The 26,015-nt window shown below is 59.9% G+C and carries 14 protein-coding genes and 1 tRNA gene; 7 read left to right on the top strand and 8 right to left on the bottom strand.

Annotated elements, in window-relative coordinates:
- Positions 1-12: 12 nt before the first annotated feature.
- Positions 13-3,075: a PKD domain-containing protein gene (locus QW379_00755; GenBank protein MEM2868939.1), complete on the bottom strand. Its 3,063-nt coding sequence runs from the start codon at positions 3,073-3,075 to the stop codon at positions 13-15.
- Positions 3,076-3,122: 47 nt separating this feature from the next.
- The gene (locus QW379_00750) at positions 3,123-4,310 is read right to left on the bottom strand and encodes a tetratricopeptide repeat protein (protein MEM2868938.1); all 1,188 of its coding nucleotides are present in this window, start codon (positions 4,308-4,310) and stop codon (positions 3,123-3,125) included.
- A gap of 99 nt (positions 4,311-4,409) precedes the next feature.
- On the opposite strand from QW379_00750, the gene ahcY reads away from it, so the two are divergent.
- The 3 genes from ahcY to QW379_00735 are packed head-to-tail and all read left to right on the top strand — an operon-like array spanning position 4,410 to position 7,949.
- Positions 4,410-5,666, top strand: a complete 1,257-nt coding sequence (ahcY, locus tag QW379_00745) for an adenosylhomocysteinase (GenBank protein MEM2868937.1) — start codon at positions 4,410-4,412, stop codon at positions 5,664-5,666.
- Positions 5,667-5,695: 29 nt separating this feature from the next.
- Positions 5,696-6,505, top strand: coding sequence for an inositol monophosphatase family protein (locus tag QW379_00740; GenBank protein ID MEM2868936.1), 810 nt, complete (start codon positions 5,696-5,698; stop codon positions 6,503-6,505).
- Positions 6,506-6,509: 4 nt separating this feature from the next.
- Entirely contained in the window at positions 6,510-7,949 is a 1,440-nt protein-coding gene (locus QW379_00735; protein MEM2868935.1) for an MFS transporter, read from the top strand.
- A 79-nt stretch (positions 7,950-8,028) separates the two neighbouring features.
- Here the strand turns inward: QW379_00735 and QW379_00730 are convergent, their stop codons facing one another.
- From QW379_00730 to QW379_00705, 6 genes are all read right to left on the bottom strand, one after another.
- Positions 8,029-13,431 (bottom strand): Ig-like domain-containing protein, encoded by a 5,403-nt coding sequence (locus QW379_00730; GenBank protein ID MEM2868934.1) that lies wholly within the window; start codon positions 13,429-13,431, stop codon positions 8,029-8,031.
- A 130-nt stretch (positions 13,432-13,561) separates the two neighbouring features.
- The gene (locus QW379_00725) at positions 13,562-14,680 is read right to left on the bottom strand and encodes a Vms1/Ankzf1 family peptidyl-tRNA hydrolase (protein ID MEM2868933.1); all 1,119 of its coding nucleotides are present in this window, start codon (positions 14,678-14,680) and stop codon (positions 13,562-13,564) included.
- A complete protein-coding gene (locus QW379_00720; GenBank protein MEM2868932.1) occupies positions 14,677-16,059 on the bottom strand; it encodes a DHH family phosphoesterase in 1,383 nt (460 codons plus the stop codon). Before QW379_00720 ends, QW379_00725 begins: the two co-directional genes overlap by 4 nt.
- An 18-nt stretch (positions 16,060-16,077) precedes the next feature.
- Complete coding sequence (locus QW379_00715; protein ID MEM2868931.1) at positions 16,078-16,533, bottom strand: 30S ribosomal protein S15; 456 nt, start codon at positions 16,531-16,533, stop codon at positions 16,078-16,080.
- Positions 16,534-16,538: 5 nt separating this feature from the next.
- Positions 16,539-17,150 carry a hypothetical protein gene (locus tag QW379_00710; GenBank protein ID MEM2868930.1) on the bottom strand — a complete coding sequence of 204 codons (612 nt, stop codon included), beginning with the start codon at positions 17,148-17,150 and terminating at the stop codon, positions 16,539-16,541.
- A 290-nt stretch (positions 17,151-17,440) separates the two neighbouring features.
- Entirely contained in the window at positions 17,441-18,439 is a 999-nt protein-coding gene (locus tag QW379_00705; GenBank protein ID MEM2868929.1) for a hypothetical protein, read from the bottom strand.
- 146 nt (positions 18,440-18,585) lie between these two features.
- Between QW379_00705 and QW379_00700 the strand changes: the two genes are divergently transcribed.
- The 4 genes from QW379_00700 to QW379_00685 all read left to right on the top strand — a co-directional run.
- Positions 18,586-18,673, top strand: a tRNA-Leu gene (locus QW379_00700).
- A gap of 278 nt (positions 18,674-18,951) precedes the next feature.
- Positions 18,952-19,935, top strand: a complete 984-nt coding sequence (locus QW379_00695) for a cell division protein FtsZ (protein MEM2868928.1) — start codon at positions 18,952-18,954, stop codon at positions 19,933-19,935.
- Between the two features lie 95 nt (positions 19,936-20,030).
- Complete coding sequence (locus QW379_00690) at positions 20,031-25,391, top strand: NHL repeat-containing protein (protein MEM2868927.1); 5,361 nt, start codon at positions 20,031-20,033, stop codon at positions 25,389-25,391.
- A gap of 4 nt (positions 25,392-25,395) precedes the next feature.
- A partial coding sequence (locus tag QW379_00685; GenBank protein ID MEM2868926.1) for a hypothetical protein occupies positions 25,396-26,015 on the top strand: 620 nt, incomplete at its 3' end.

The raw sequence follows: 26,015 nt of genomic DNA, 5'->3' as shown, positions 1-26,015 counted from the left end.
CGGGCTTTAAAACTAGCGCCTCCGCAGGAGGGCCGCGGCGGCGATGGGGGCGATTACGAGAGGAGCGAGCACCAGGAGATGCATTGGTTGAATCGAGAGGGCCTTTCCACTAGCTCCCGGGGGTGGCGCTCTAGGGGGAAGTGCTACAGTTACGTTAACAAACACAGGCTCGCTCCAGACACCGCTGAGATCCCTGACCCTGAGCGTGACGGTGAAATTGCCCGGGGCCTCGTACTGGTGCTCCACCCTTGGGCTCTGGCTTGACTTCCTTGTTCCGTCCCCGAAGTCAAAAAAATAGGTTTCTAAACCGTTTGAGTCGAATGAGCCGGAGGCGTCGAGACTCAGCACATCCCCCAAAATCATCGAGCGCGGAGATAGTGAGAGCGCGGCCACGGGCGGTCCAAGGTCCACCCTGAACTCCCTGCTCCTCGACCTCTCCTCGTTCCCTGCCGCGTCCCTCGCCATGTATCCCAGCACGTGCTCACCCTCTGGGGGTGTTAGGGGCCCGGTATAGAGCATCGGGAGACCGCCGTCCCACCAGTACCACACCTCGGCCCCCTCTTCAGTGTTGAATATGAGCTGTGGCGCGCCGTGATACCACTCCAACCCGAGATCCTGCGGATAAATGTTGAGCGTGGTCACGGGAGGTCTTATGTCTACGCTAAACACCTTCGTGCCTTCGGGACCTGTGTTGCCGCGCGTGTCCTTAGCGAAGAACCGGAGAGTGTGGATGCCTTCAGGTGGCTTCAGTGGTCCGTAATACTGTCTCATCTCACCGCCGTCCCAAGAGTAATAAATCACGGCCCCAGGGTCGGCGTCCTCGACCAGCAGTGTTACGGTCGGGCGCGTTCTGTACCACCCCCCTCTCCCGTCCGGAAACCTAGGCTCCACCACGATTGTGGTCTGGGGGGGCTGGCTGTCTACACGAACCACCAACTCCTGCATGGGACCCAAATTGCCTGCCTGGTCCCTCGCTCTAAAAGTCACCCTATGCACTCCATCCTGTATTTTAAAGGGAGCGACATAGGGGGATTCCCTGCCTCCGTCCAATGCGAAGAAAAGCCGGGCGCCGACCTCCTCCGACAGGAGGGTGAGCGTGGGCTGGGTGATATACCATCCTCCGACGCCATCGGGGCTGGAGGGAGACAGACACGCCATCGCAGCCGGCGCTATTGTGTCGACCTGCAGCTCCAGAGTTCTCGACGGACCCTCGTTGCCCGCCCTGTCGATTGCGAAGAACTCCAGCCGGTGCCTGCCCTCGGGCGCTAGTAGGGGACCTGTGTAGTTCTCGGTTTCTCCACCATCCCACGAGTAATGAACGCAGGCGCTCTCCTCGGAAAAAAGGGTCACTGTCGGACTCGTCGTATACCACCCGTTCTCGCCGTCAGGGGAGGGAGGGTAGATTGTAAAGAGCGTCTCCGGTGGTTTCGTGTCAACCTTTAACTCGAAGCTCCTCCATTCCTCAGCGTTCCCAGCCGGGTCAATCGAGCGGAACCACAGAATATGCTTGCCCTCTGGGGCCTCGATTGGGGAGTGATACTCCATCTCATCCGACCCGTCCCACCTGTAGAAGATTCTCGACCCGTCCTCGCTGCTGCTCAAGGTTATCCGGGGTATGGTCACGTACCAGCCCTCGAGACCATTGGGTTCCGGTGGGAGGACAAAGCAAGCGGTCACGGGCGGGGTGAGGTCCACCATCCGGGCCATGTAGGTATAGCTCCCGCCGGCTTGGGCGGGCGTGAACAGAAGCGCCTCAGAGTAACTCCTGCCGAACGCTCGCAGAAGGGCAGAGCCGCATCCGTTTGAATCCAGCGGGACGTCGATCACAGCAGGCTCTGTGGCCTCCCGGCCCTGTCCATAAAGGATGGGCGCGTACTGGCCCGAAATGGTGTAGAACTCGACCAGCAGGTCGAGGCCGTTGCCCCCCCGGAAGCGGTAGCAGTCCGAAGCCCAGCGTTGAACCTCGCCGGTTGCGCAGATAGGAAGGCTCGAGTGGTCGCCCGCTAAGTTGACCCTTATGCTCAGCCGGGAGTAGCCGTACTGTCCATCGGCAATTGAGATGTTATTGACGCGGTTGGCTACACACCACTCCCTGAAGACTTGGTCAAATCGCTTTGAATAGCCCAGAGCGCTCAGAACACTGTTCACGCCTAGAATTCCATTGTCCCTCTCTGCAACAAGGGCGCGTACGGCCTCCCTTCCACCGAAATGGTCCCAGAAGTACTGGACGAAGGCATAGGCTGAGCCGTAGTCGTACATCTCGTTCTTGAAGACCGTTAGGTCGTTGTCCGGCCGGTTCTCGAAAGCGTCGATGTGCCCCACTAGGGTCCCATCCTCCCCACCGTACACTACGGCAATCGCCATGTCGGCGCAGCCCTCGTTGATCCAAAGCTCCTCGTCAGGATCCTTCTGGTTGTGAATCAGGTGCTGGAACTCGTGGGCTGCAATCTGATAACCCCAGGAATTAACATCAGCACAGTCTATGTAGACCGCGTCCGGGTCAACCGGGGTGAAGTAGCCGCCGATGCCATACGGTCCATCGATGTTGACGAGATTTATGTCGATGTAGTTGAACAGCACCGTCCCGAAGACTTCGGTTACATTGGGCCATATCCTCTCGTCGAACTCCGCGGCCAGGAGCTCCACCGTCGACTCCGATGGATAGGGTCTGCAGCTGCTGTCGACGTATATTTTGCAATGAGCACCGACGAACATGAGCTCCATCGCTCTCCCGCTCCCGCCCCCCTCTCCTCCCTCCCCAATCTCAATTATTCCCATTCTCACCAATGGCGTTGCCGAGACCCACAGATGAAACTTTCGAGCATCCAGCACCCCAGGAAGGTTGTTCCAGAACCCCTCGGAGAGACAAGCGACTGGGGTCCTCACATGCTCCTCGGTGGGTGGGCTCGGGAACCGCGGCTCCCCCGACTTCTTAGAATCTATGGGGAATTCTGTGGAGGTGGTCGGCGTCAGATTCGCCCCGGCCCCGGAAACCTGGAATGGCGGGAGCCCCACAAGCATGGGAAGCGCAAGGAGCACCACCACCATAAGGGATGCCCGCGGTCCAATCATCATCAGACCATTTTCCCTCCTTAAAATATAATTTTTGGTGCTCCGGCCGGTCATCGTCTCTCTGTCTCTTCGAGCAGTATTCTCCGGGCCTCCAGCGCCGGTCCGTAGCCCGGATTGAGTTCCAAGGCCCTCTCAAAGGCCTTCAGAGCCTCCGCGTTTCGCCCCAGCTCCGCCATGACGATGCCAAGATTGTGCCATGCATCGGCGTATTTCGGGTTGAGGGCCAGCGCCTCGTCGAAGCACCTCAGGGCCTCAAGGGGTCTGTCCATGTCGTCGAGCGCGACGCCCTTGCTGAACCATATCTGCTCGTCACGAGGCTCCAGCTCCAGCGCCCGGTCAAAGCACTCGACCGCTCTCTCTGGCATTCCCCTACGTCCGAAGGCGTTGCCCCGGTTGAACCACGCGCGGCCGTTCCGGGGGTCAAGTTCGACCGCCCTGTTGAAGCACTCCATCGCCTCTTCCTGCCTACCGGTCATCCAGAGCAGTGCCCCCTTATTATTCCAAGCCTCAGAGTTCGTGGGCTCGAGTTCCAGAGCCCTCTCGAGGTTTTCCAGCGCCTCCCCCTCCCTGCCGAGCTCCTCGAGAATGGAGGCCCTGCCAATGAATGCCTGGACGAAGCGGGGGTTGGTGCCCAGTGCGGCGTTGAAGGCCCTGAGCGCCTCCCCGGGCCTTCCGAGCCGCCAGCGCAGGATGCCCGCGTTGTACCAGGCCAGCGGGAAGTCCTCCTTGAGTGCCAGAGCGGTCTCGAAAGCCTTCAGCGCCTCCTCGATTCTTCCGAGTTTGCTCAAAGAGACGCCTTTATTATACCAGGTGGTCTCGTCCGTCGGCTTGATATCAATCGCGGCACCGAAGCAGTGGACGGCCTCCTCGTCCCGACCCATCTCGCCCAAAAGGGCCCCCTTGGCCGACCATATCTCAGGGGCGCGCGGCTCCAGCCTCAGGGCCTCTTCATAAGCCATGAGCGCCTCGTCCTTCCTACCAAGCTTCTCTAAAACAATGGCCTTGAAGAACCAGGCGCCCACGTGTAGCCTGTCAAGCTCCAGCGCCCTCTCGAAGCACTCCAGTGCCTCTTCCCACCTCTGCAAGTAGCCGAGGGCGTGGCCCTTGCTGTAGAATGCCTCGACGAACGCGGGGTCGAGGGCGAGGGCGGTGTCGTAGTGGGCCAGCGCCTCCTCGATTCGACCATCTTCGTGGGCCTTCCTCCCCAGCCGGAGGTGCTCCTCAGAAGGGTCCTCCATTCGAGCTATCATTCGCGAGGCTGGCGATAAGGTTTATTGTTTGGTGCCCACTAAAAAATCATTATATCCACCGAGCTCCTTCTATGCCCGGGTGGCAATGTGGACTTTGAGATAAGGGACGCCGGACTTGCCCCCGAGGGCAGGCTTAGGATTGAGTGGGCGGAAAGACAGATGCCGGTCCTCGGACTGATTCGAGAGCGTTTTGCGAAGAAGAAGCCCCTCAAGGGCATCCGAGTCGGGGCCTGTCTGCACGTAACCTCGGAGACCGCAAATCTGGTTCTGGCGCTCAGAGCCGGGGGCGCGGAGGTCTCGCTCTGCGCCTCCAATCCACTCAGCACGCAGGACGATGTTGCCGCCTCGCTGGCCACCGACCACGGCATCCGAGTATTCGCAATTCACGGCGAGGACAGGGAGACCTACTACAGACATGTCCACCGTGTTCTCGATGCCCGTCCAAACATCACCATGGACGACGGGGGCGACCTCGTCTCAACCCTCCACTCTGAGAGGAAAGAGCTCATGAATAGCATCATCGCCGGAACAGAGGAGACAACCACGGGAGTGATTCGGTTCCGGAGCATGGAGCGTGAGGGCGTGCTCAAATTCCCAATCATCGCGGTAAACGACGCTATGACCAAGCACCTCTTTGACAACAGATACGGCACTGGCCAGAGCAGCATAGATGGCATCCTGCGCGCCACAAACGTCCTTCTCGCGGGCAAGAGCTTCGTCGTGGCGGGCTACGGCTGGTGCGGGCGCGGCGTCGCGATGAGGGCGAGGGGCGCGGGGGCCAATGTAATCGTCACTGAGGTCGACCCGCTCAGGGCACTCGAAGCCGTCATGGACGGCTTTAGAGTACTGCCAATGAGGAGGGCGGCGCGCGAAGGTGATATCTTCATTACCGCCACAGGGAACAGGAATGTCATAAGGGCGGAGCATATCAGGTTGATGAAGGACGGCGCGATTCTCTGCAACACGGGCCACTTCAACGTCGAGATCGAGCTGCCGGCCCTCGAGAGGCTCTCGGCCTCGAAGCGCCGGATAAGAAAGGAAGTCGATGAATACCGCCTAAAGAGCGGGAAGAGGATTTACCTACTGAGCGAGGGCAGACTTGTGAACCTGGCGGCGGCCGAGGGCCACCCCGCGGCCGTAATGGATATGAGCTTCGCGAACCAGGCACTCTGTGCTGAATATATCGCTCGCGAGGGAAGGGATCTAAAAATCGGTGTCTACCCGGTTCCCGGGAGCATAGACTCAGAGGTGGCGAGGCTGAAGCTCCGCGCGATGGGCATCTCAATAGACAGACTGACCTCAGAGCAGCGGCGCTACCTCCGGAGCTGGAGCGACGGGACCTGAGGAGTCGAGCCCGGCAGGAGGACCTCCGGATGAGGGACGCGGAGTGGCTTGGTGTCTTCAGGTCGCTCGGTAGGAGAGCGGGCCGAGCGGCGGGTCGGCTCTACGGCACAAAGACTGGACGCAGGGAGCTCGGGAGGGGAGCGGCTGGCGACACCACGGTCTTCCTTGACCGAGCCCTTGAGAAGCTCGTCATCGGGACCGTTCGGAGGGCCGGGAACGTCCGCCTCATTTCCGAGGAGGCGGGGGTGATGGACTTCGGAGAGCCGGAGGTCTGTATCATTGCCGACCCGCTCGACGGCTCGGTTAATGCAAAAGCCGGCGTGCCCTTTTTCTCGGTCTCCTACGCCCTCGCCCCCCTGGAGCCGAGAATGGCTGACGTACGCGTCGGGTATGTCCGGAACCTGGTCAGCGGCGACGAGTACTGGGCCTTTAAGGGCGGCGGTGCGTTTAAAAATGGAAAGAGGATAAGGGCTTCCAACCAATCTACCATAGAGCTCCTTCTGATGGAGCTCTCGCCCGGCCACAGGAAGGCTCTGAGGGTCTCGCGCGGGCTCCTCGAGCAGACCGCGCGCGTGAGGTGCCTGGGCTCCGTCGCGCTGGACTTCTGCCTGGTCGCCTCCGGCGTTGCGAGCGCGCTGGTGGACTTCCGGGGGGGCCTCCTCAGAACGCTTGACCAGTGCGCTGGAAAGTTGATTCTCGAGGAGGCGGGGGGCCTCGTCACCGACGAGAGTGGGGGGACCATTGACCACCTTAGCGTGGACCTGACCACCAGGACCGACATCATCGCCGCGGCGAACCGGCGTGTTCTCGACAGAGTAGTGAGGGCCAGGTGGGGGTGAGCGGGTGCCCAGCGGGAGAAAGCGCTTCTCGAAGGCAGGGAGTTTTCCCCCTACCCACCCGGGAGCCTCCTCTCCAGCCAGCGGCCGGGACCGCTCCTCCGGAACGCCCATTCAGAGCTGGTACTACGCCCACGGTCTCCACTACGCCGCCGATGGAGGTGCGAGCCCACTCGTCCCGCTCTTCGTGACCGGCGTCCTTGGCGGGAGTGTGGCAGACGTCGGGCTCGTGAGTGCCGCCTCGTCCATGGCCTCGGTCCCCGCCTCCATCGGGTGGGGAGAGCTCTCAGACGCTCTCCTGAAGAGGAAACCCTTCATACTCGTCGGATACATCGGCACTGGGGTCCTTTTTCTCCTTATGGGCGTTAGCGACACAATAGAGCAATTCCTGGGCCTAAACATCCTTCTCGGCCTTATCGCCGCCGCCAGCGTGCCAGTCTCGACGCTTCTCATCACTGAGACCATGGACGCCCGGCGCTGGTCCCGCGAGATAGGGATTTTCACGAAGCTGGGCGGCATAGGCTGGATTCTAGGGCTTATCGGGGGTGGCCTCTGGCTCGAGCTGAGCGTCAGGTCCATGCCCTCGGGTGAGAGCCTGAGATGGCTCTTCCTTATCCTCGGCGGCCTATCACTTGCCTCTGGCGCAGCTGCCTGGCTCCTCATCCGAGAACCCCCCATCAGACCATTCACTCAGAGGAAAGTGGACAAGCTCGTGATATTTCAGGGCCGAATAGTCGAGCGGACTCGATATCTTCCGCTCTGGATGTATAGGAGAAAGTATCATGACGCCATGCACCGGGTCCATTCTGTGGGGGAGACCATCCCACGGGCTCTCAGGTTCTATTATGTCACAATCTTATTTCTCTTCTCTGGGTTCCAGACGGTCTACACACCGATTCCAGTCTTTCTCAGCGAGAGAATTCTTGCTTCAGGTCTCGTGGTTTTCATTTTCTACTTGTTCTCATCAGTGACCGCCACCCTGATGTACTCCCGGGCCGGAAGGCTCATACCGGAGTTCGGGGAAAGAAGGGTTCTGATCGCAGCAAACATCATCCGGACGGGGATATTTACAGGCTTCGGGTTTATTGCCCTCCTCATCGCTTCCGGACCCCAGATCCCCTACCTCCTCCTGATAGGCCTTCTGCTCTCGATGCAAGTCGGCGCGGGATTCTTCTGGGCATTCGTCAGCGTCTCGTCCACAACCATCGTTTCCAGGTGCGCCCCCGGATGGGCCCGAGGCGAGAACCTCGGCCTTTTCAATGCCATTGTTTCATTGGGTGGTATCGTTGGAGCGCTCGCCGGCGGGGGCGTTGCCCAGCTAGCGGGCTACCCCGCGGCCTTCTTCACCGGCGCAGCACTGGTCATCGGCGGCGTCGTGGGCCTGAGGCTCAACCCGGCCCTCGACCAGCTCGGCGCACGGAGGGATGGAAGGGAGTGGAGGGAGTGATTGGAGGGACAGGTCATGGATTGTATTGGGAGCGATTCTTTTGACAGGATGGAAAAGCCAGCGCCCTTCTTCCAATCCCTTAGGACTTCGTTTCTTTCTCCTCTTTCAGCTTTCCGGTGATTTCCTCTATGGGATAGAGCTCCTCACGGGGTCCGGTCTCTTGAGCGGGGGCCTCGCTCTCGGCCCTCTTGTCCCCGAGCACCACATGGACGAACGGCTTCTCCTGAGGCTCCGGCGGTGTCACCTGAGGCATCTCAGGGAAAGCCTCGGAGGACCTCTCCACTGTTTCTGGTTCTGGTTCCGCCGGCAGGGGCTCTACCTCCAGCGTCTTTTTCTTTCCCCTGAAGATTACGAGGGCTGCGCCAACAATCAGAATAATCACCAGCGCGAGGGCTATGACGACGCTGTAGTCTTCGTTCTTCACCCTGAAGGTATGTACCGTCGTGCCCCTATTACCCAGCGTGTCCTCGACCCTGACCTCGAAGGTGTGCTCGCCGTTCTGGGCCACTGTCGTCGGATATTTATATATATACCTCCCCGGCGGTCTGGAAACAACCATCTCCCTCCACTGCCCGCCGTCAATGCGTATCAGGACTGAGGAGACGCCCGTGGCGTCGCTGACATCCACAACCACCCTGACCTCTCCCCTCTGGTCCGACCTGTCCGGAGAGCGGACGACCACTTCAGGAGGCGAATTGTCCACCTTGAAACTCCGTACCTGGCTGGTCGTCAGGCCTGAGCGGCTCGTCACGTTTACTGTGACTTTGTGCTCCACACTCTCCTGGAGGGCCCTAGTCGGAATTGGGACTTCGTAGTAACCGGTGGCGCGGTTCATCACCATAGGCATCGGGGGCCAGTCGTCCACGGCGTACGTGACCCTCGAAACCCCTCCATCCTCATCGACCGCGACGCGGAGCGTCATATCGCCCGAGACCGCAATGCCACCGAAGACGGGCTCGAGAATCGATACCGTGGGAAGGGTGTTGTCGGTGTGGAGAATCAGGCTGACGACCGTGGACCAGCCCGAGAGGTCTGTGGCCCTGACCAGCAAGGAATGGGCGCCGTCCGAAAGGGCGGCGGTGTCCAGGGTCCTGTTCAACGGCCTCCAGCCGAGGCTATCTACCTGATACTCCAACGAAACCTCGAAGACGTCTTTGCCCTCCGCCCGGACCTCGAGCTCTCCGCTCAGATGGGCCCCCTCTTCGGGGCTCAGAACGGATAGACAGGGCGGATGGTTGTCGACCTTGAGCTTGAGGTGCGCTACTGTCTCCCGGCCAGAAAGGTCCACTGCGGAAGCGGTGAAATAGCACTCTCCGTCCTCAAGTGCCAATGTGTTGATGACGGCCTCGTACAGTCCGCTGGTGGGGTTGAGGGTCAGGGGCAGTGCACCAACGCCGCCGAGGCTCACGCTCGAGAGACCGGCCTCGTCGAGTGCGTGCACCTTCAGAACCACAACGCCCGACACAAAGGTATTGTTGGGCGGAGCAATGAAAATGCAAGAGGGCATTGAGTTATCTATTGTGACGCCAAAGGACACCTCTGTGGTATGGCCCATCATATCGCTCGCCCTCAACACCAGGGTGTGGATGCCGTCCGGATGTAGAGTGGTGTTCCAGGTGTCTGTAGCGTCAAACCAGCCGAGGTTGTCTAGCCTGTACTCCACCTTAAGCAAATGGACGTCCTGGACAGTATAGTTTAGCTCAACAAGACCGCTGACCACTGAGCCCTGAGAAGGGCTGTGCACGTGCAGCATGGGCGGATTGTTGTCTATGTGGACGCGCCTGATGGAGACGTTGTCGGCGTTCTGGCCCGAGAGTTCCCTGACCACCACCCTCAGGTCCCAGGTTCCGTCCAGACCGGCGGTCTCGAGTGGGTACTCGTAGTAACCGCTTCCAGTGTTGTAGGTCATCGGATACTCGCCGGCGCCGACGTAGAGGGTCACGGAGGCTATGCCGACGTCGTCTAAAGCCTTCACTTTGACAAGGTATGTGCCGGAAATAAACGCAAGCTCGTCAGGCGCACCCCAGAATAGGGAGGGGCCATGGTTGTCCACCACGACGCTCACTGACGCCGAGCTCAGGTGGCCGATCATGTCCACGGCGTAAAAAGTGAGGGTGTGCCTTCCGTCCAGAACGGAGCGGGTGTCCCAGAGGGTGGAGACAGTCTGCATGAGCGTGGGGGGCCCCTCATCAACGGACCATGCCATGAAAGCTAGAAAAGCGTCGATGACCTGAATTCTCAGCTCAACCTCGCCTGAGACGAAACTCTCCGGTCCCGGGGCCTGAATTCGTAGCCATGGGGCGTTGTTATCTATGCTGAACTCAACAGAACTCGAGACCATTCTGTGTCCGTGGTAATCCCACACGGTGGCATTGATGGAGAACACACCATCCCAAAGCGTTCGGGTCTCAACCACAGTCTCGTAGTAGCCGGTGAGCGGGTTGTATTGAGGCGAGAGGTTTTGTGAGAATCCCGTAGTGGCGTTCGAGAGCGCGAGGGCAATATCCGCGATGCCAACCGCGTCCCAAGCTGAAACTTTAATGACATATGAGCCTTCGATGTGCTGGCCCTCAATTGGAGCGCTGACCGCGCAAACTGGACTGTTGTTGTCCACGACCACCGTGATATTGAGGTTGGCCTGGTGCCCAAGCTGGCCCCGCGCACGGAAGAGAATTCTGTGCTCTCCGTCCAGAACTCTCGTGCTGTCCCAGTGGGCAGTCCAAGAGTTCCCCCCAGCCGAAACCATTGAGACCCAGGAAATACCATCGATGCTATACTCCACAATAGGGGGCGTGGGGGCGTCGAAGGAGGTCACGCCCAGAGACACCGTCCCCTCAATAAGCGCCCGGTCCTGCGGCGAAATGAGTGAGAGGGTCGGGGGCACGTTGTCAATATAGAAGCCCGGATTGGGTAGCGAGAGAGTTACCGGCGGACGCAAGCCTCGGGCGGCGGCGTTATCCACCACCTGAACCGAGAGGGAGTAGAGAGCGTCAGATAGGAGGGTTGTGTCGAGCTCCCGCTCGTAAATGTCCTCAATGCTGTTGTAAGTCATCATGTAAGTTCCAACGCCCGCAATCGTCATTTTCACGCTAGAAATACCGTTCGCATCTTTAGCATAGACCTTGAAATCGAACCTGCCCTCTATATATTGACCCGGGGAGGGTGAGATGAGAGAGCATGTCGGGTCGTGGTTGTCCACCACAACCGTCAGCTTCTGCTCCACGGTGTGACCGATTCCATCGGTGGCCCGGACGGTCAGCGTGTGCTCCCCGTCCTCGAAACCCGTAGTGTCCCAGCTCGCCATGAAAGAACCTCCGGCGAGACTCATGCTCCTCCAGGCGCCACCGTCCACGCGGTAGTGGACAGTAACGGTTCCCGCCGCGTCGGAGGCTGCGGCGACTATCGGGACCGCCGCGCCAGCAACATAGTCACCATTGGAAGGGGAGCTTACCGAGAGCGAGGGTGGATTGTTGTCGATCGTGAAGGCCGTGGCCGACTGGCTCAGCGTGTTTCCCGCCTTGTCCCTCGCGGTAGGCTGGACGCTGGCGACACCGTCGGGGTAGGAGGTTGTATCGAGCTGGTACTCCCAGTACACGCCCGACCCGCCCAGGGATGCATGCTGGGTTCCGAGGCCCGCCAGATTGCCCCCAAAGGAGATGTCGACACCCCCGAGGCCAATCTGGTCGCTGGCGGAGACCTTGAAGGTAACGGTTCCCTCAATGTGCTGCCCCGAGGTCGGATAGACGAGGGAGCACACAGATGGCGCGGTATTGTCGGAGGTCAGGCTCTGCTTCACATAGGCGTAGTTGTTGGCGTTGTCCCACAGCATGTACTCAATCGTGTGGCCGCCGTCAAGAAGGCCGGAGGTGGCGAGGGTGGCGACATAGTTGTAGCCGACCTGGGCGGTGTAGGAGAGGTCCTGCCACGCGCCTCCGTCGACACGATACACGGGGTTGGAGGCGGTGTCGGTTATGCCGCTGCCGTAGTCCTGACAGTTCAAGCGGAGTTCATAGTTGCCTTTTATATAGGCTCCATCGCCCGGCTGGACCACCTGAATCGTGGGCGCGGCGTCGTCAATGCTGAAGGTAAAGCTCTTGCCTCCGCCACTGGCCCGGACAATCTGGATGTAGTGGTATCCGTTCGTTGTGGCGGTGTGCGTCAGCGTCTCGGGATAGGAGGCGGATTGGGCTGAGGCCAATTGGGTCCCCGTCGGGCTGAAGAGGTACATATCGAAGTCCGTGCCGACCGGGGCGCCCCAGAGGGCAAACTTTTGCCTTTCTTCATTTGTCATATAATACGCATAAAAATAATAGGAATAACCCAACGTACTCGGAAGCGTGTCGTCAGCGTCATTTGTGAATGCACTCCTCACCTCCGCCACCGCGTCTGTTCTGCTGTTCCAGTTGTTGTACTCGGCGCCGGAGCCGTCCTCGCTGATGGTGCCCTGCGAATCGGCCTGAACGGCGAGTACGTGGGTGTCAGGGTTGGCGGTGTTGTAGATGTAGCTGTCGCTCGATATCGAGGTCCTCCAAGCAAGGCTCGGGAGGTTCCAGTTCGCCACCGCAACCCAATCAAAGTACATTGTGACAGTGAAGGGTCCCGCGTCCGCGTAGCCCTGGTTGTAGACGGTGACGGTGTAGGTATAGAGCCTGTTCTGCGGAATTACGGAGATACTAGAGCATGTGACCGGGCTGGGGGATATTGATATAGAAGTGACGACAAGGTCCGGAGCTCCGGCGACGAAATTGTAGGTCGCGCTAGCCAGGTTCCAGTTGACGATGACGATGCCATAGGTTGCGGCGGCCGGAGGGGTGATTGACCAAGGGGTCGAGACGCCCGAGGTGTAGCTCCCACCCCCAATAGCGCTCGCCCTCGTGCCCCAGTTGCCCGCGTTCAAGTTGAACACATAGAACCTGAAATCCGCCGTAGCGCTCGTGACGGATGTGAACCTGAATGTATAGGGCACCCCCGCTTGAACGCTGACCGTATAAACTTCAACCATGTCGCTGTTGCTCATCGCGTTGGAGTAGACGCTGTTCACGGTGATTGATGACGAGACCTGGTACTCGATTCTGAATGCATTGTTCCACCCGCCGCCCCCAGAGTTATAAACCTCGGCGCTTCTGCCGCTGTTGGAGTTGCAGTTGCAAACGCAGAGCTCGGGAGTTGTGCCTGCGGTGGAGGAGGTCGAGATCACAACCCCGCCACCGCCCCCTCCTCCAGTTGCCGAGTAGATTCTCAAGTCGTAGTCCGTGCTGGGCACCATGAACACGGCCACGTATCTTCCGCTGACCTCGCTGAAGTCCCACCAGTCGGTTTGGTCAAGATTTGTGAGCGTCTCAATATCCACGCTGTCACTAGTCAGCCAGCCCTGATAGGCGGCGCTCGCCACGTCAGAGGCTAGGGGCAGGAGCGTCCAAACGAAAAAAAGCGCGGTCAATACGAGGCAGATTAGCCTTGATTGGCTCTCCGTCCATTTCATCACTAATCCCTTCCCGTTTCCCTTTCAAATCTCTCTCGTCCTACTCTCCGCCTACTCTTCGTTTATTGTACGAGCTAATACTTTATAGATATATATTAAAATATTTAACAATTTTTAGATTTCAATAATACTAATATCTCAAAAGAGCTCCGACACCACCAAATTCCGAAATTCCCGACTCTGGCGAAACAAATTCCACACGGGTCCTTCTGTCCATCGCGAGCTCCACCAGCTCCTCGATAGCATCCACCGAGAGGGGTGGGCTGCCGCAGGAAGGGCAGGTACTCCGGTCGCCGGAGCCGAAGGCCCTGCAGCTCTCGCACCTCCAGCCTCTAAGGGCAAGATTCCGCTGGATCGCTATCGTGTCGGCACGGCCGAGTGCGGTTGCTGCTTCGACCTCTTCAAAGCCGTAGGCGACGAGCCCTTGTTTGAGAATTCCTGTCCTGAGGTGCTGAATCAGCTCCGCCTCCTGGAGGCGGGCCCGCTTCCTGACGACCGCCTCCGCCGCCCTCAAAGCCTCGGCCTCCGGGACATCCCCACCCGTCTCTGTTCTCCCGAGGACAAGTCTGGCCAGCTCCTGTGGCAGGTGCCTTTCTAGCTCCCGCCGGGCTCCGCTCGGTCCCTCGAGGATTATTCCCCTGAATCTCCCCACAGCCCTCCACTTCTCCACCTCCTTAACTAGATGCTCCGCCACCTCCTTGAAATAGTGCGTCTCGTATCCATCATGGAGTCTCTGGAATCGGAGCTGGGACATCCCCCCCTTCCTGTGCTTTCGGATTATATCCTTCACAACCTCATCGCGGTCTATGACTCTGTGGTGTGAGACCATAAATATCCGGGCATGGGTGTGGTCAAGGGCGACGACGCACCATTCCTCCCATTCGTGGCTAAGCATGACCAGGGGCTTTATGTACGGCGAGGAGTCGAAGACCAGAAGGTTTCCGACCTCCCGGAGGGCATCATACACCTCTAGAAAATTCTTCCTTGGACTGCAGAAGATTGCCAATCCTTCTCGGGTCCGGGGCGCCCCCTCTTTTCCAACCTGCTCAAGCACGCCCATCGCGGTGGCCATTGCTTCCCTGAAAAGAAGGAGAGCCTCCCTGTCGCCCGCAAGGGCTCTCTCGCAGTCCCTCCGCCTCCTCTGAATGAAATTTATGTCAAGAGCCTCCGAGAGATCCAGATAGATGCTCAGGAAGGATGGGCATGTGTCCCAGATGTCGGCGAGTCTCCGGAGATCCGGTTGGCTCACCCACTCTCACCCCCGCCCCCCGCACGACCGCCAAGCCAGGCCCCAACCTCCGTGTCGAGGGCCTCCAGGAAATTCATGTCCATGCCTAGAGGTATCGTGGCTCCGGCAGCTATGCTGTGCCCTCCGCCCTGCCCTCCACACCTTCTGGCCGCCGCGGCCGCCGCGCGCGCGAGATCAAGCCCCCTTGAGGTCATTTCTCTGGTGCCCCTGAGGGAGATTTTGACTCTTCCCCCACTACTCGAAAGCGAGACCGTGGGCTTCGGCCCCGGGAAGAGAAAGTTCATAACCAGTGCCGCGAGGGCGCCGCCCATCGAGGCGCTTTCTGCATAGAAATACTGGATATGCCTCATCTCCTGAATGCCCCTCTCCTGGAGCTCCAGCATCCGTTTCATGACGTGGGATCTGTACTGCCTCCGGACCTCCCTGGCCTCCGCCAGCGCCTCTCTGCTGCCCATGCAAACGGAGAGCCCCAGCTCTTCTCGGTCAAGCCTCCCGCAGGCATTGACCACCGCTGACAGCTCGGCGGCATCCGTCCCGAAGCCGGGGAGATAATGGCGGTCCACAAGCACGCTCGCTACGAACTCATCGGGAGTCCCCTGTTTGAGTAGCCTTAGTGCTATGAGTGAGGCGAGAGCCCTCGCGCCGGCTAGGTCGATTTCGCCGGGCGCGGCGGCCGGGCTGAGGCCCGCGGCCTCGACCAGCGCCGCGGCCCCGCCGGGGTTTCCTGAGACCCCACGGATAAAAGGCTCGTTGCTCTCGGCCAGCGCGCGGACTAGGGTCTCCCCATCCATCACCAGACTCCTTCTCGTGCGCGCATAACCGAGCCTCTCGGCAACCGCAAGAATCTCGGCGTTGAGCCCTCTCCAGCCGCCGATGTGCTGCCTGTCCCCCATGCTACCGGCGAGGGCGAGACCGGCCAGCTCCCAGTTCGTTTCGTTCAAAGAAACTGCGAAAAGCAGCGCCAGAGAGGAGGCCGAGGCCTCAAACGCACCATTAACTCCCCATAGATGGCAGTTCAGCTGTGCCACCGTCTTTGAATCACGGACGGGGCTATGATGGTCGATCACGATGATGCGTTTATTAAGGCCCTCCAAAAGCTCCAGATAGCCGCTCCCGATGTCAGAGAAAATCGTTACTGGATAGTCCTGCAACCTGAGAGCTTCAATCGCGGCGGCGTCGAGGCTATGGACGATTGTGCAATGGAAGGGAACGGCCATCTTGAGCAGAGCCCTGCACAGAATTCCGGCGGCGCAGAGGCCATCCGCGTCGTAGTGAGAGATGATACGGACGGCCTCGGCGCCCGATGAGAGGGAAGACGAGACCTCCCGCGCCTTCTGTAGGGCGCTGGAAAGAGACCGGGGAAGCTCCCTCGCCGGCATCCTCCCCTCCCGCCGCCCCTACTCAACGAGAAGCTTGGCGGTCTCTAGAGAGTAGTTCCAGTCCTTCGGAAGGACGCCCGTCCGGTGGTAGTACTTGACCAAACGCCGAATCTTGGCCTCTACTAGCTGCAGCCTCCGGCGGTTGCTCAGATCCTTCGGCGTGGTAGCTAGGTGCGCGGACAGCCTGACGGCCTTTTTCATCAGGCTCCTCACGTCCTCCGGGAAATCGAACTTCACTCCCGCCTCCTTCATTATCGCAACGATGCTCTTGCCAGTCGCCAGCTTGACGTCGGGGACGCCGTACTGGTCCCTGAGGCGGAGACCTATCTGGCTCGAGCTCAGGCCCTCCCTAGCGAGCTTCGCAACCTCTTTGACGATCTCATCCGGCCCCAGAGGCACCCAGTCTGGGTTGTGGTCACGCAGGGGGCGTGTTGATGATGACGAACCCCTCCTTCTGGCATGCATTCTTGCCATCCAGCTCACATCCCTGATTTTTTGAGCCTGATGCTCTGCAGCCCCTCCCTGCAATCCACATTGAATCTGAGTTCATCAGCCTTTCCAGTGCCGGAGAGGGTGCTCCAGCAGTCGCCCTGCTCATCGCAGAGGAGGCAGGCCCTTGCGAGTAATGTCCTGAGCTTCAGCACTCTATCATCGTCCACGCGCACAAGCGTCGTGGCGTATATCCCGCCGCTGACCTCTTCGGGATATTCTATGACCTTCGGCCCGCGGGGCGCCGCCCTCACAGGCGCGGCTTGGGAATCTCTCGCTGGGATGGTCTCTCGCGCGCGTCCCCTGAGCTCGGGCTTCGGTGTGGTTTCAGAGATATCCTCCTCAAACTCCTGTGATGCGCTCAAGCGGTCTGAGGAGTAGGATGTTATCAGCACCCTTATCAGAATGATGCACAAAACGAACTGAAAGACTATTGAGCCAGCCTTCCACCAAAAAATCGGGAGACCGAAGTCCGTTATAAGCCCCATTGAAATAAAAAAGTAGAGCAGGAGATTCAGAATCGCCAGCAGTGGCACTACCCAGAGCCCCCTCCCCCTCTCCGGCTCAGCCGCCGGAGCGCCCCTCTCGCTCTTCTTAGCCATTTACACACCGGAACGGGTGTATATTCCGTCCTTGATAATTAAATATTGTCCTCGCCGCGGCGCTCGCCGCCCACCATCCGACCGGTTCCACGCCTTTTCTGGGTCTTCTAAAGAAAAACGGGGCCAGCTTGAATTCCCCATCCCAGTCCCGGCCGGTTGGCTGTTCGATAGTCTGGGCCACAAAAATCGTCCCGCCGCCGTGGTAGGGAGACTGGTGGTAAAAATCGTCATTGCACCGCGATCCGCGAGCCGAGCGGCCCTATTCCACCCATCTCAAGGTCAAAATCGATTTATACGAGCGCGAGCAAAGCATACACTATAAAGGGCAGGACACCCGACACAACCCCTCCCCACCGATTGAATTCCTTCGTGTAATCCCGGTTCTTCCAGTACTGGTCGTTAATATAAATCAATGTAGTCACAAAGAGGGACATAAATAGGAAGGAATAAGCGGCAATCATTATTTTGTCGATCAGGATGAGGGAGCCCAGTGGCGGGAGGCTGCCGGTCTGGGACACATGAAACATAACCGCCGATATCAGCATTGACGTGCCGAAGCCGATTCGATTGGCGATTTTGTCCGGGGTGAAGAAAAATGAGAGGCCTGAGACAATGCAGAAAATTACTGGCGGTAAAATGGATTTGATACCCGTGGAGAGTGGCTCTCTCGATATCACCACGGACATAGCAAATCTGGAATATTTCTCACCCCATGGGTAGGAGTGGACGGTGCTGGTGTAGGTGACGGAATCTACCCGCCATCCGCGTATTTCTGCTCCCGGGTCCCAGCCACTTCTATCGGCCAGGGGGCGGTATACCAGCCTTTCAAGCGGTCTGGCAGTATCTTCAACCAGCACGGAGAATTCCTGCCTATCAAAGGGATAGTCCCTGAAGGTCGGCTTGTAATAAAGAGACGCTTGGATGCGGTACCAGACCTCACGCATGCCCGTATCGGAATTTATAGAATCAAATATCTTTTCTTTCGAACCGGCGCGTCCGTTCATGAACTCGAACCCTGCAACTGTAAAATTTGGTTCAGCCGCGCTTTCGTTGTAGATGAACCAGAGGTAGAAATCGAGCGTGAATGTGCCCTTGTTTGTATCGTGGTTGCCGAAGCTCAGAACATAGATACCTACGTCCACCACGAGTGCACTATCCCCGACATTGCCTGACGGTTCGGCGTTGCTGGTTGAAGCGCACGCCGAGAAAAGAAGGAAAGCCGTGACTGCGCCCCAGCCAAGAGCCGAGAATCCAATACATCGACCCTTTCTCCATCCACGCGCTTTCATTCTCTCCCCGATTGCGCCCTCCCCATACTGCTTGTGAATATCAAATTTACTGTTCCGGAGGCGGACAAGACGTTGTTAAGACCTCCTCCCGACCCTTCCCGGGGCTCGAAAATATGATTAAGGAGAAGTGCTTTTGCTTATCGCGCGCGGGAGTAGCTCAGCCTGGTCAAAAGCGCCGGATTCAGGGTCCGGTCCTGAAGAGGTTCATCGGTTCAAATCCGATCTCCCGCACCAATTAGTAGAGTAGTTCCAAAACGGGAAGAAGGACGAATGTCCTACTGCAACAAGTGCGGACGACGGATAGACCAGCCCATACTGACACTCTACAGCCCGGGTGGCCCGCCCTCCCGGGAATCCATTTTTGAGAACTCGCTCTAGGAGATGTGCTTGAGATGTTGTAGGCCTTCAGAGCTCCCATGCACCAACGAGCCAAGCGCCCGGATAAAACGAGAGGGATTTCACCCACGGGGGAATATTGATTAGTGGGAGAGTGCATTCAAGTCCGCAAAAACATGGGCGGGAGAGTCTATGTGACCTTCGGCCTCGGCGCTTCGCTAGCCGGTCAGGAGCTGAGACCGGTGATCAAGGTGGTGGGGGTCGGGGGAGCAGGGTGCAACATCGTCGGCTCCGCTGATATTGACTTCAGGCACGCCGAGAGAATCGCCATCAACACGGACGCCCGGAGCCTATACGGCCTGAGCTGCCGGAAGATACTAATTGGGAAAGAACTGACACGGGGCCGCGGAGCTAGCTCCGACCCGGCGATTGGGGAGCAGGCTGTGCTCTCCGATATCGACGCGGTCAGGTCCGCTCTGGCGGGCACTGATGTGCTTTTCCTCGTATGTGGTCTTGGAGGCGGCACGGGGACCGGAGCATCGCCCGTCATCGCTCGACTGGCCGGGAAGATGGGGGCGCTTGTGGTGGCACTCGCTACGATGCCTTTCAAAGCAGAGGGAGCGCTCCGGGGCCGGATAGCCAGCGCCGGTCTTGAGAGACTGCGCGAGACCGCGGACGCTGTTCTGGTTGTCGAGAACGACAGACTTGTCACAGAGCACCCGATGCTCGGGTTCAAGGAGGCGCTCTGCATGGCGGACCACCTCCTCCTCGACCCGGTCAGGAGCATCACGCAGGTTCTGACACGGGCTGACCTGCCCAATCTTCGCAGGGTTCTGAGGGTAAGGGACATCGCTCACATTTGCTTGGGGGAGGGGAGCTTGGGCCACGGCCCGAGCAGCGGTGTCAAGTTCGCCCTCGGCCCACTAGCCCCCGGCACCGACCTCCACAACCACAACAAGGCCGTAGTGGTGCTCCATTGCCCCCCCGGGTCGAAGGACGACGAGCTTCACAGAATAGTCCAGGAGCTCCATACCTTCCTTCACGAGGACGCGGAAATCATGTGGGGGCCGATTGTGGACCCATCGCTGGAGAAAGAGGTGAGGCTGGTGGCCGTGGTGGGAAAAGAGAGGGCCCCGGGCCCCCCGATTCCGCACCCGTGATACATACCACAAAAAGTTTATTAAGTCAGGGACTCGTTCTAATTAGAGATTCCATCGGGAGCGGTGCCAGCTGGCTTCAAAGGAGGATATGTGGAATGATGGATGGGATATGGAGGCGCGCAATTCTGGTGTTTATTGCAGCCTCACAGATTGTAGCTCTCTTTCCCGTATGCCATGGTGGCACAGTGACCGGGTTCGAAGGGGGTGAAAGGAGCGCTCTAGCGCTGGTTGGGGGGGCCGGCTCGGTGGTCTTCGCCAACATTTCCCTGCCGGTCCAGTCCTACCTGACCCGAGGCTCGCTCAGGGTTTCACCTGTCGCATTCAACGACTCCTTCCCCCTCCAACCCTCTCTCGACGTCGGTGCGGACGGGGGCTTTGAATGGAGGTTCGAGGGCGAGGGATATGGAGCCTTCGGGCGCCAGAGCCTCCTGTCCGACGGTGCCGACTCGAAGGATTGGGAATTCTCCTCCCCGGGAACGGCCTCGTGCGTGGTGGCGCTGCCCGAGGGAGCCATGGTTAGGAGGGCTTCTCTTTCGCTCGAGGCAATGCCCGCAAGCACTTGGTGGAACACTTCTTGGAGGAACCGGGTCCCGATTCAGCTCACCGAACTCGCGGGGAGAAATCAGACCGACTTCGTGGTAGAGCTCCTGCTCGACACCCGCAACTGGAGTCTGAGGAGCGCCAGAAACGAGCTCAGGGTCACGAGAGTTGAGGCGGCGTCCGGAAAGGAGACAGAGGTTCCCATCCAGATTCTTGATGAAATAAACAACGGGTCAAAGTGCTTCGAGGCCGCTCTGCTCTTCGTCGTATCCGGGCTGGGCGCGGGCTCGTCCCAGACTTATTATATCTATTTCAACAACTCCGAGGCTACGGGCCCGTCTCCTCTCTACACGGACTTTCACGGCAGACTAATCAGAAACCGGCTCTCCGGCCAGACCGTAGAACGCTCGATAATGGAGGACCTATTCCTCCCCTGGGGATGCTCCGTCGACCGCTGGGGGAACCTCTGGGTCGCCGACAGAATACAGGCCGCCGTCTTCGGCTACACTGGAACGCTCGGGACCCCCGGCTCACCCGGGAGCGACGCCAGCCACTTCTCAATGTGTCAGGACGTTGCGGCGCGGAACGATGGGTACCTCGTTGTCGCCGACAGGGGCAACTTCAGGGTCTGCGTTTTCAGGCCGGACAGGACCCTGGCGTTCATCCTCGGGGAAACGGGCAAGGCGGGGGACGACGACCGGCACTTCCGTTTCCCGTCGGGCGTGGCGACCGACGGAGACGGCAACATATATGTTTCGGACGCGGCGCTGCACAGGGTCCAGGTCTTCGACAGGAACGGCACGTGGCTAAGGACGCTCGGGAGCCCCGGCACGCCCGGGACGGGGACCATGCAGTTCAACGCACCCATGGGACTCTTTGTCACGCCCTGGAAGGACATTCTTGTGGCCGACACGGGGAACCACAGGGTGCTCGCCCTGAAGCACATTGGCGGTGCGAACTATGTCTACAACTACACCCTCGGGTTCACTGGGGTTGCGGGGAGCGACATCGAACACTTCAACGCCCCCCAAGACGTGTGCATGGACTTATCTGGGAACACCTACGTGGCCGACACGCTTAATTCGAGGGTCCAGAAGTTCACGGGAACCGTCTACAAAGCTACGATAGGGGTGACCGGCCAGCCGGGCCTTGACAATGAGCACCTTTGCTATCCTTCGAGCGTTTCCGTGTCTCCCACGGGTGAGATTTTCGTCTGTGACCCTCCAGGAGGCACTTTCATAAAGGGCCGGGTCCAGGTCTACGACTCGAGCCTCAGGCACATCCTCTCCATAGGCGCCCGCCACTGGAGCGGCCTCGTAACCCCCGGCAACTCGGACTACGCCTTCAACCAGCCCTGCGGGGTAGCCTCGAACTCCACGGGGGCGCTCTTCGTCTCCGACACGAAGAACCAGAGGGTGCAGGTCTACACGCCTCTAGGCGCGAGGGTCCAGACCCTGGGCACGACCGGCGTCATAGGCAGCGACCCCCTCCACCTCGACCACCCGCGGGGGCTGGACGTCGCCCCTGACGGGAGGGTATTCGTCGCCGACTGCGGGGTCTGGGTTTTTCCCGAGTTCCACTCAAACCACAGGGTGCAAGTATATAACGACTTGAGCGACGGGGCGGCGGACGCCACCATCGGCGTCACGGGCGTCGGGAGCAACGACATGCACCACCTGAACCAGCCCTCCGACGTCTCCATCGGGCCCGGCGGGAGGACAGCCATTGCGGACAAGGGGTTCTGGACGACCTCCTACCCGGCCACATGCTACGGCCAGAGGGTCCAGATTCTGAGCGACCTGAACGACTTTGTTATTGACATGACCTACGGCGTGCCAGGAACGCCGGGCTGTAGCACAACCCTCCTGAACATGCCCATGGGGGTCGGCGTCTCGCCCTCCGGGGCAGTATACGTTGCGGACACGGACAACCACCGCGTCGTTGTATTCAAGAACGACGGCGACAATCAGGCGGACCTCATCATCAACCCCTCCGGGGCGATGGGCAGCAGCAATAATCAGTTCAACACACCGATCGATATTGATTCGGATCTAGACGGAAATATTCTGGTCGCGGACAAGGGCAACCACCGCATTCAGGTCTTCAAGGCCAACGGCGATTTTATACGCACGATAGGCGAGACCGGCGTGAACCTCTCCGACGCCTTCCACCTGAACTCGCCCTCGGGTGTTCATGTTGCCGATGATGGAAAAATTCTGATCGCGGACACCGGGAACAACAGGGTTCTGAGAATCACTCCGGCCTCGCTCATGCTGGGGGTGGAGGAGCCACTGTTTGTTCCGGAGAACCTCTCCCTCGAGTTTGGCGGGATCGAGTGCTGGAGCCGGCATGGGGCCGCGGTCGGGCGCTTCGATGTTGACCTCACGGAGGCACTCGCCACCGCCCTCTCCGGCCTCACGGGCTCTCCCGACGCCTACGGAAACCGCATGGTGCGCGTCCAGCTCAATCTGAGCAACGACGGACTCGGCCGTGTGGTCCTGAACTCGCTGGTGATCGAGTACGACGTCTCGGTCGAGCCTCCAAACCTTTCGCAAGCGCTCAGAGATTACCTCACCACACATGCAACCGAGGCGGACGCGAACGGAAATGTGAAGGTGCCTCTGCTCTTCTCCGCTGCGTCGGCCGGCGGGGTGAGGGTCTGGGACCTGAACATCTCCGGCGACTTCCCCCCCGTCCTACTCTCGCCGGTCCCCGACCTTATGATGGACGAGGACACCCGCGCCCCGAGCCTCTGCAATCTATCAAACTATTTTGCCGACGACCTTGACCACTCCCTCAACTACGTTCTCATGAGCGCTTCGAACTCCTCGGTTGCGCACGTAGAGCTATCCATCGACGGTCTCCTCTCCGTCGACTGCACCGTCCCCTCCGCTCTCAACTGGTACGGCTGGATAGAGCTGCAGGCGCAGGCGTACGACTCTAGGGGCTTCACCGTTGCTTCCAATCCGTTCAGAGTCAATGTGCGGCCTGTTAACGACGCGCCGGTGATTGAAAGCTTTCCCGCCGACCTAAACGCAACCGCCGGAGAGGAGTGGAGCTATCTGATTATATCCAGCGACGTCGACGATGACGACCTCACCCTCTCCCTCGTGACGAAGCCCACGGGAATGGTCCTAGAGCCGCAAACGGGCTGGGTCCACTGGACGCCGGCGGCGTCGCAGCTAGGAGAGAACGAGGTTGTGATCCGTGTTTCTGATGGGGAGCTGTATGACGAGCAGGCATTCGTAATCAACGTCTCGGCCGCGGGCGGCCCCAACCGGCCCCCCCGAATTCTGAGCACGCCCGTCACCATCGCCGAAGCGGGCAAGAGGTACGAGTACAGGCTGAGGGCCACGGACGACGACGGCGACGTCCTGACCTTTACTTTAGAGAAATCGCCTGAGGGCATGACGATTGACTCGATTGGCGTCATCGAGTGGGTCCCTGGGGTGAGAGACATCGGCGTCCACGAGGTCGTCGTGAGGGTCTCAGACGGGAAGAGCTCCGTGACGCAGGAGTTCAACATAACCGTTGCGGAGAACATAACCTCCATACTACCGACGATTGTGATTCTAGAGCCGAAACCCGGTGCAAAGCTCAGAGGCTCCGTGCTGGTCCGCGGCACCGCTTCGGCGAGGGTCGGCGCCGTGGAACTCGTGGAGGTCAGGGTGGACAGCTGGGGCTGGGAGCCAGCGCAGGGGAGATCCAGCTGGTCCTTCGAACTCAACACGACCAAGCTCGCAGACGGGAGACATGTGCTCTACGCCCGAGTCCGAGACACCGAGGGTCACTTCGCCGAGACGAGCCTGAGCTTCGTGGTCGCCAACGCCGTCGCGCCTCTCCCGGCCGCGCTTCCGGAGGGTCTGCTACTCTGGCTCGCGGTTCTGCTCCTGGCGAGCGCGGCCGCGATGGCCACTGCCTACCTCGCGGCCCGGCGAAGGAGGCTCGCTGGAACCGTCCCCCCACCCGCGCAACCCGGAGGACCTACCGCGCCGGCGCCGACCGCCCCCGGCGGCCTCGCGCCCGCGGCGGCTCAGGCGGCCCCGACGCCCGGACCCCCTCAGGCCAGAGCAGCCCCAGCCCCCACCGCCCCGGCCCAGAAACCTGTGGACAGTGTTTTTCTCATCTACCACGACGGAAGGCTGATAACCTACTTCTCAAGGGTTGACAGCGCGGAGCTGGACGATACTCTGGACATGATAAGAAAATTCGTGAAGGCATCATTCTCGGGCCAGCTCGGTCGCTTGGACTCGATGCAGTACGAGAACAAGAACATCATCATGGAAAGGGGCAACATGATGTACATGGTCGTGGTCACGCCCCTCAGGGAGTTCGAACAGCTGAGGAGGGAGATGAGGCGCCTGCTCAACGCCATAGACGAGAAGTACAGGGTCCTTTTCAAGATATGGGACGGCGACTTCACGAAGGTGAAGGACGTTAAGAGGATGGTCGAAAGATTCGCAGGCGAGGAGGTCTGGGAGGACGAGGGCGGCGCGACCTGGCATGAGGAGGCCCCGAGGGAACATAAGCCCCACCGGAAGTCTCCAGAAGTGCCCGCTGCAAGGGCCGCGCCGGGTCCGACCGCCCCCTCCCGACCTGAGGGAGCTGGCCCATCAAGCCCCACGCCTCCATCTCGTCCTCGGGAGACGGCACCGGAGGGGGAGGGAGAGGTGGAGGCTCCGCCGCCAGCCGAGGAAATCGGCGCCGCCCAGAAGGCCCCGGCCGGCGAGGCCGCTCTGATGAAGCCTGAGCCGAAGGAAGAGGAGGAGGCTCCGGCGGGGGAAGAGACCGCCGCTCCGCCCAAGAAGACGCTCTCGAGAGAGGAGAAGCTCCAGCTTCTGGAGGACAGGTTCCTGCTCGGTGAGATATCGGAGGAGAGCTACAGGGAGATGAAGGCGAAGCTAATGAAGAGGTGATGGAGTGCCCTGTCGTGCCCGCGGCGCGCAAAAATTGCTCTCGGCCATGCTCGTTGCCCTGTGCCTACTTTCACTCCAGAACACCGGGACGGGGACGGAGCTCCGAGGCTTCGAAGGCCCCGAGCCCTTCAAAGAGGTCTCCCTCGAGCCCCCGGAGCTCGAGGCCACGGTCAACATCTCCGTCCCTAAGCCCTCGACACCGCTCAGCGCCACAATGAACGTCTCAACAATGCCCGGCCCGAAGTGCCTCGGCCCCGCCGTGGACGTCGGAGACGACGGCACCGCAGAGTGGCGCTTCGACGGAACCGGCTACGGCCCCCTCGGCCTCCAGAACTCCTTCTCCGACGGATTGACCTCGCACTCCTTCACAGTCTCAACAAGCACGACCAGCCCGAAGGCCGTCAAGCTCCCCAAGGGCGCGGCCGTCAACGGCGCATCAATGAGCTTCGATGCCGCACCCACCGACCCCACGCCCGCCAGCACATCCGCCGAGAACCTCGACATCGGCCCCTCGCAGCAGAAAACCTTCCACATCTCCGGCATCCCGCAGGACGCACAGGGCATCAGCGCCTCCGTCCAGCTCCAGGGCGGCAAGAAAGTCGTCAAGGACCAGGAGCAGAGCTC

The organism is Thermoplasmata archaeon (genome assembly GCA_038851035.1).
In the GTDB taxonomy this organism is placed as follows: Archaea; Thermoplasmatota; DTKX01; order VGTL01; family VGTL01; genus JAWCLH01.
Note: the sequence above shows the minus strand (reverse complement) of the source record. Positions and strands in the feature narration are given on the sequence as shown.

What these genes read in the sequence shown, in the direction of transcription:
- QW379_00750 (MEM2868938.1), bottom strand. Translation starts at nt 4,310, where the DNA reads ATGGAGGACCCTTCTGAGGAGCACCTCCGGCTGGGGAGGAAGGCCCAC.
- QW379_00730 (MEM2868934.1), bottom strand. Translation starts at nt 13,431, where the DNA reads ATGAAATGGACGGAGAGCCAATCAAGGCTAATCTGCCTCGTATTGACC.
- QW379_00720 (MEM2868932.1), bottom strand. Translation starts at nt 16,059, where the DNA reads ATGCCGGCGAGGGAGCTTCCCCGGTCTCTTTCCAGCGCCCTACAGAAG.
- QW379_00740 (MEM2868936.1), top strand. Translation starts at nt 5,696, where the DNA reads ATGAGGGACGCGGAGTGGCTTGGTGTCTTCAGGTCGCTCGGTAGGAGA.
- QW379_00695 (MEM2868928.1), top strand. Translation starts at nt 18,952, where the DNA reads ATGGGCGGGAGAGTCTATGTGACCTTCGGCCTCGGCGCTTCGCTAGCC.
- QW379_00705 (MEM2868929.1), bottom strand. Translation starts at nt 18,439, where the DNA reads ATGAAAGCGCGTGGATGGAGAAAGGGTCGATGTATTGGATTCTCGGCT.
- QW379_00690 (MEM2868927.1), top strand. Translation starts at nt 20,031, where the DNA reads ATGATGGATGGGATATGGAGGCGCGCAATTCTGGTGTTTATTGCAGCC.
- QW379_00755 (MEM2868939.1), bottom strand. Translation starts at nt 3,075, where the DNA reads ATGATGATTGGACCGCGGGCATCCCTTATGGTGGTGGTGCTCCTTGCG.
- QW379_00715 (MEM2868931.1), bottom strand. Translation starts at nt 16,533, where the DNA reads ATGGCAAGAATGCATGCCAGAAGGAGGGGTTCGTCATCATCAACACGC.
- QW379_00710 (MEM2868930.1), bottom strand. Translation starts at nt 17,150, where the DNA reads ATGGCTAAGAAGAGCGAGAGGGGCGCTCCGGCGGCTGAGCCGGAGAGG.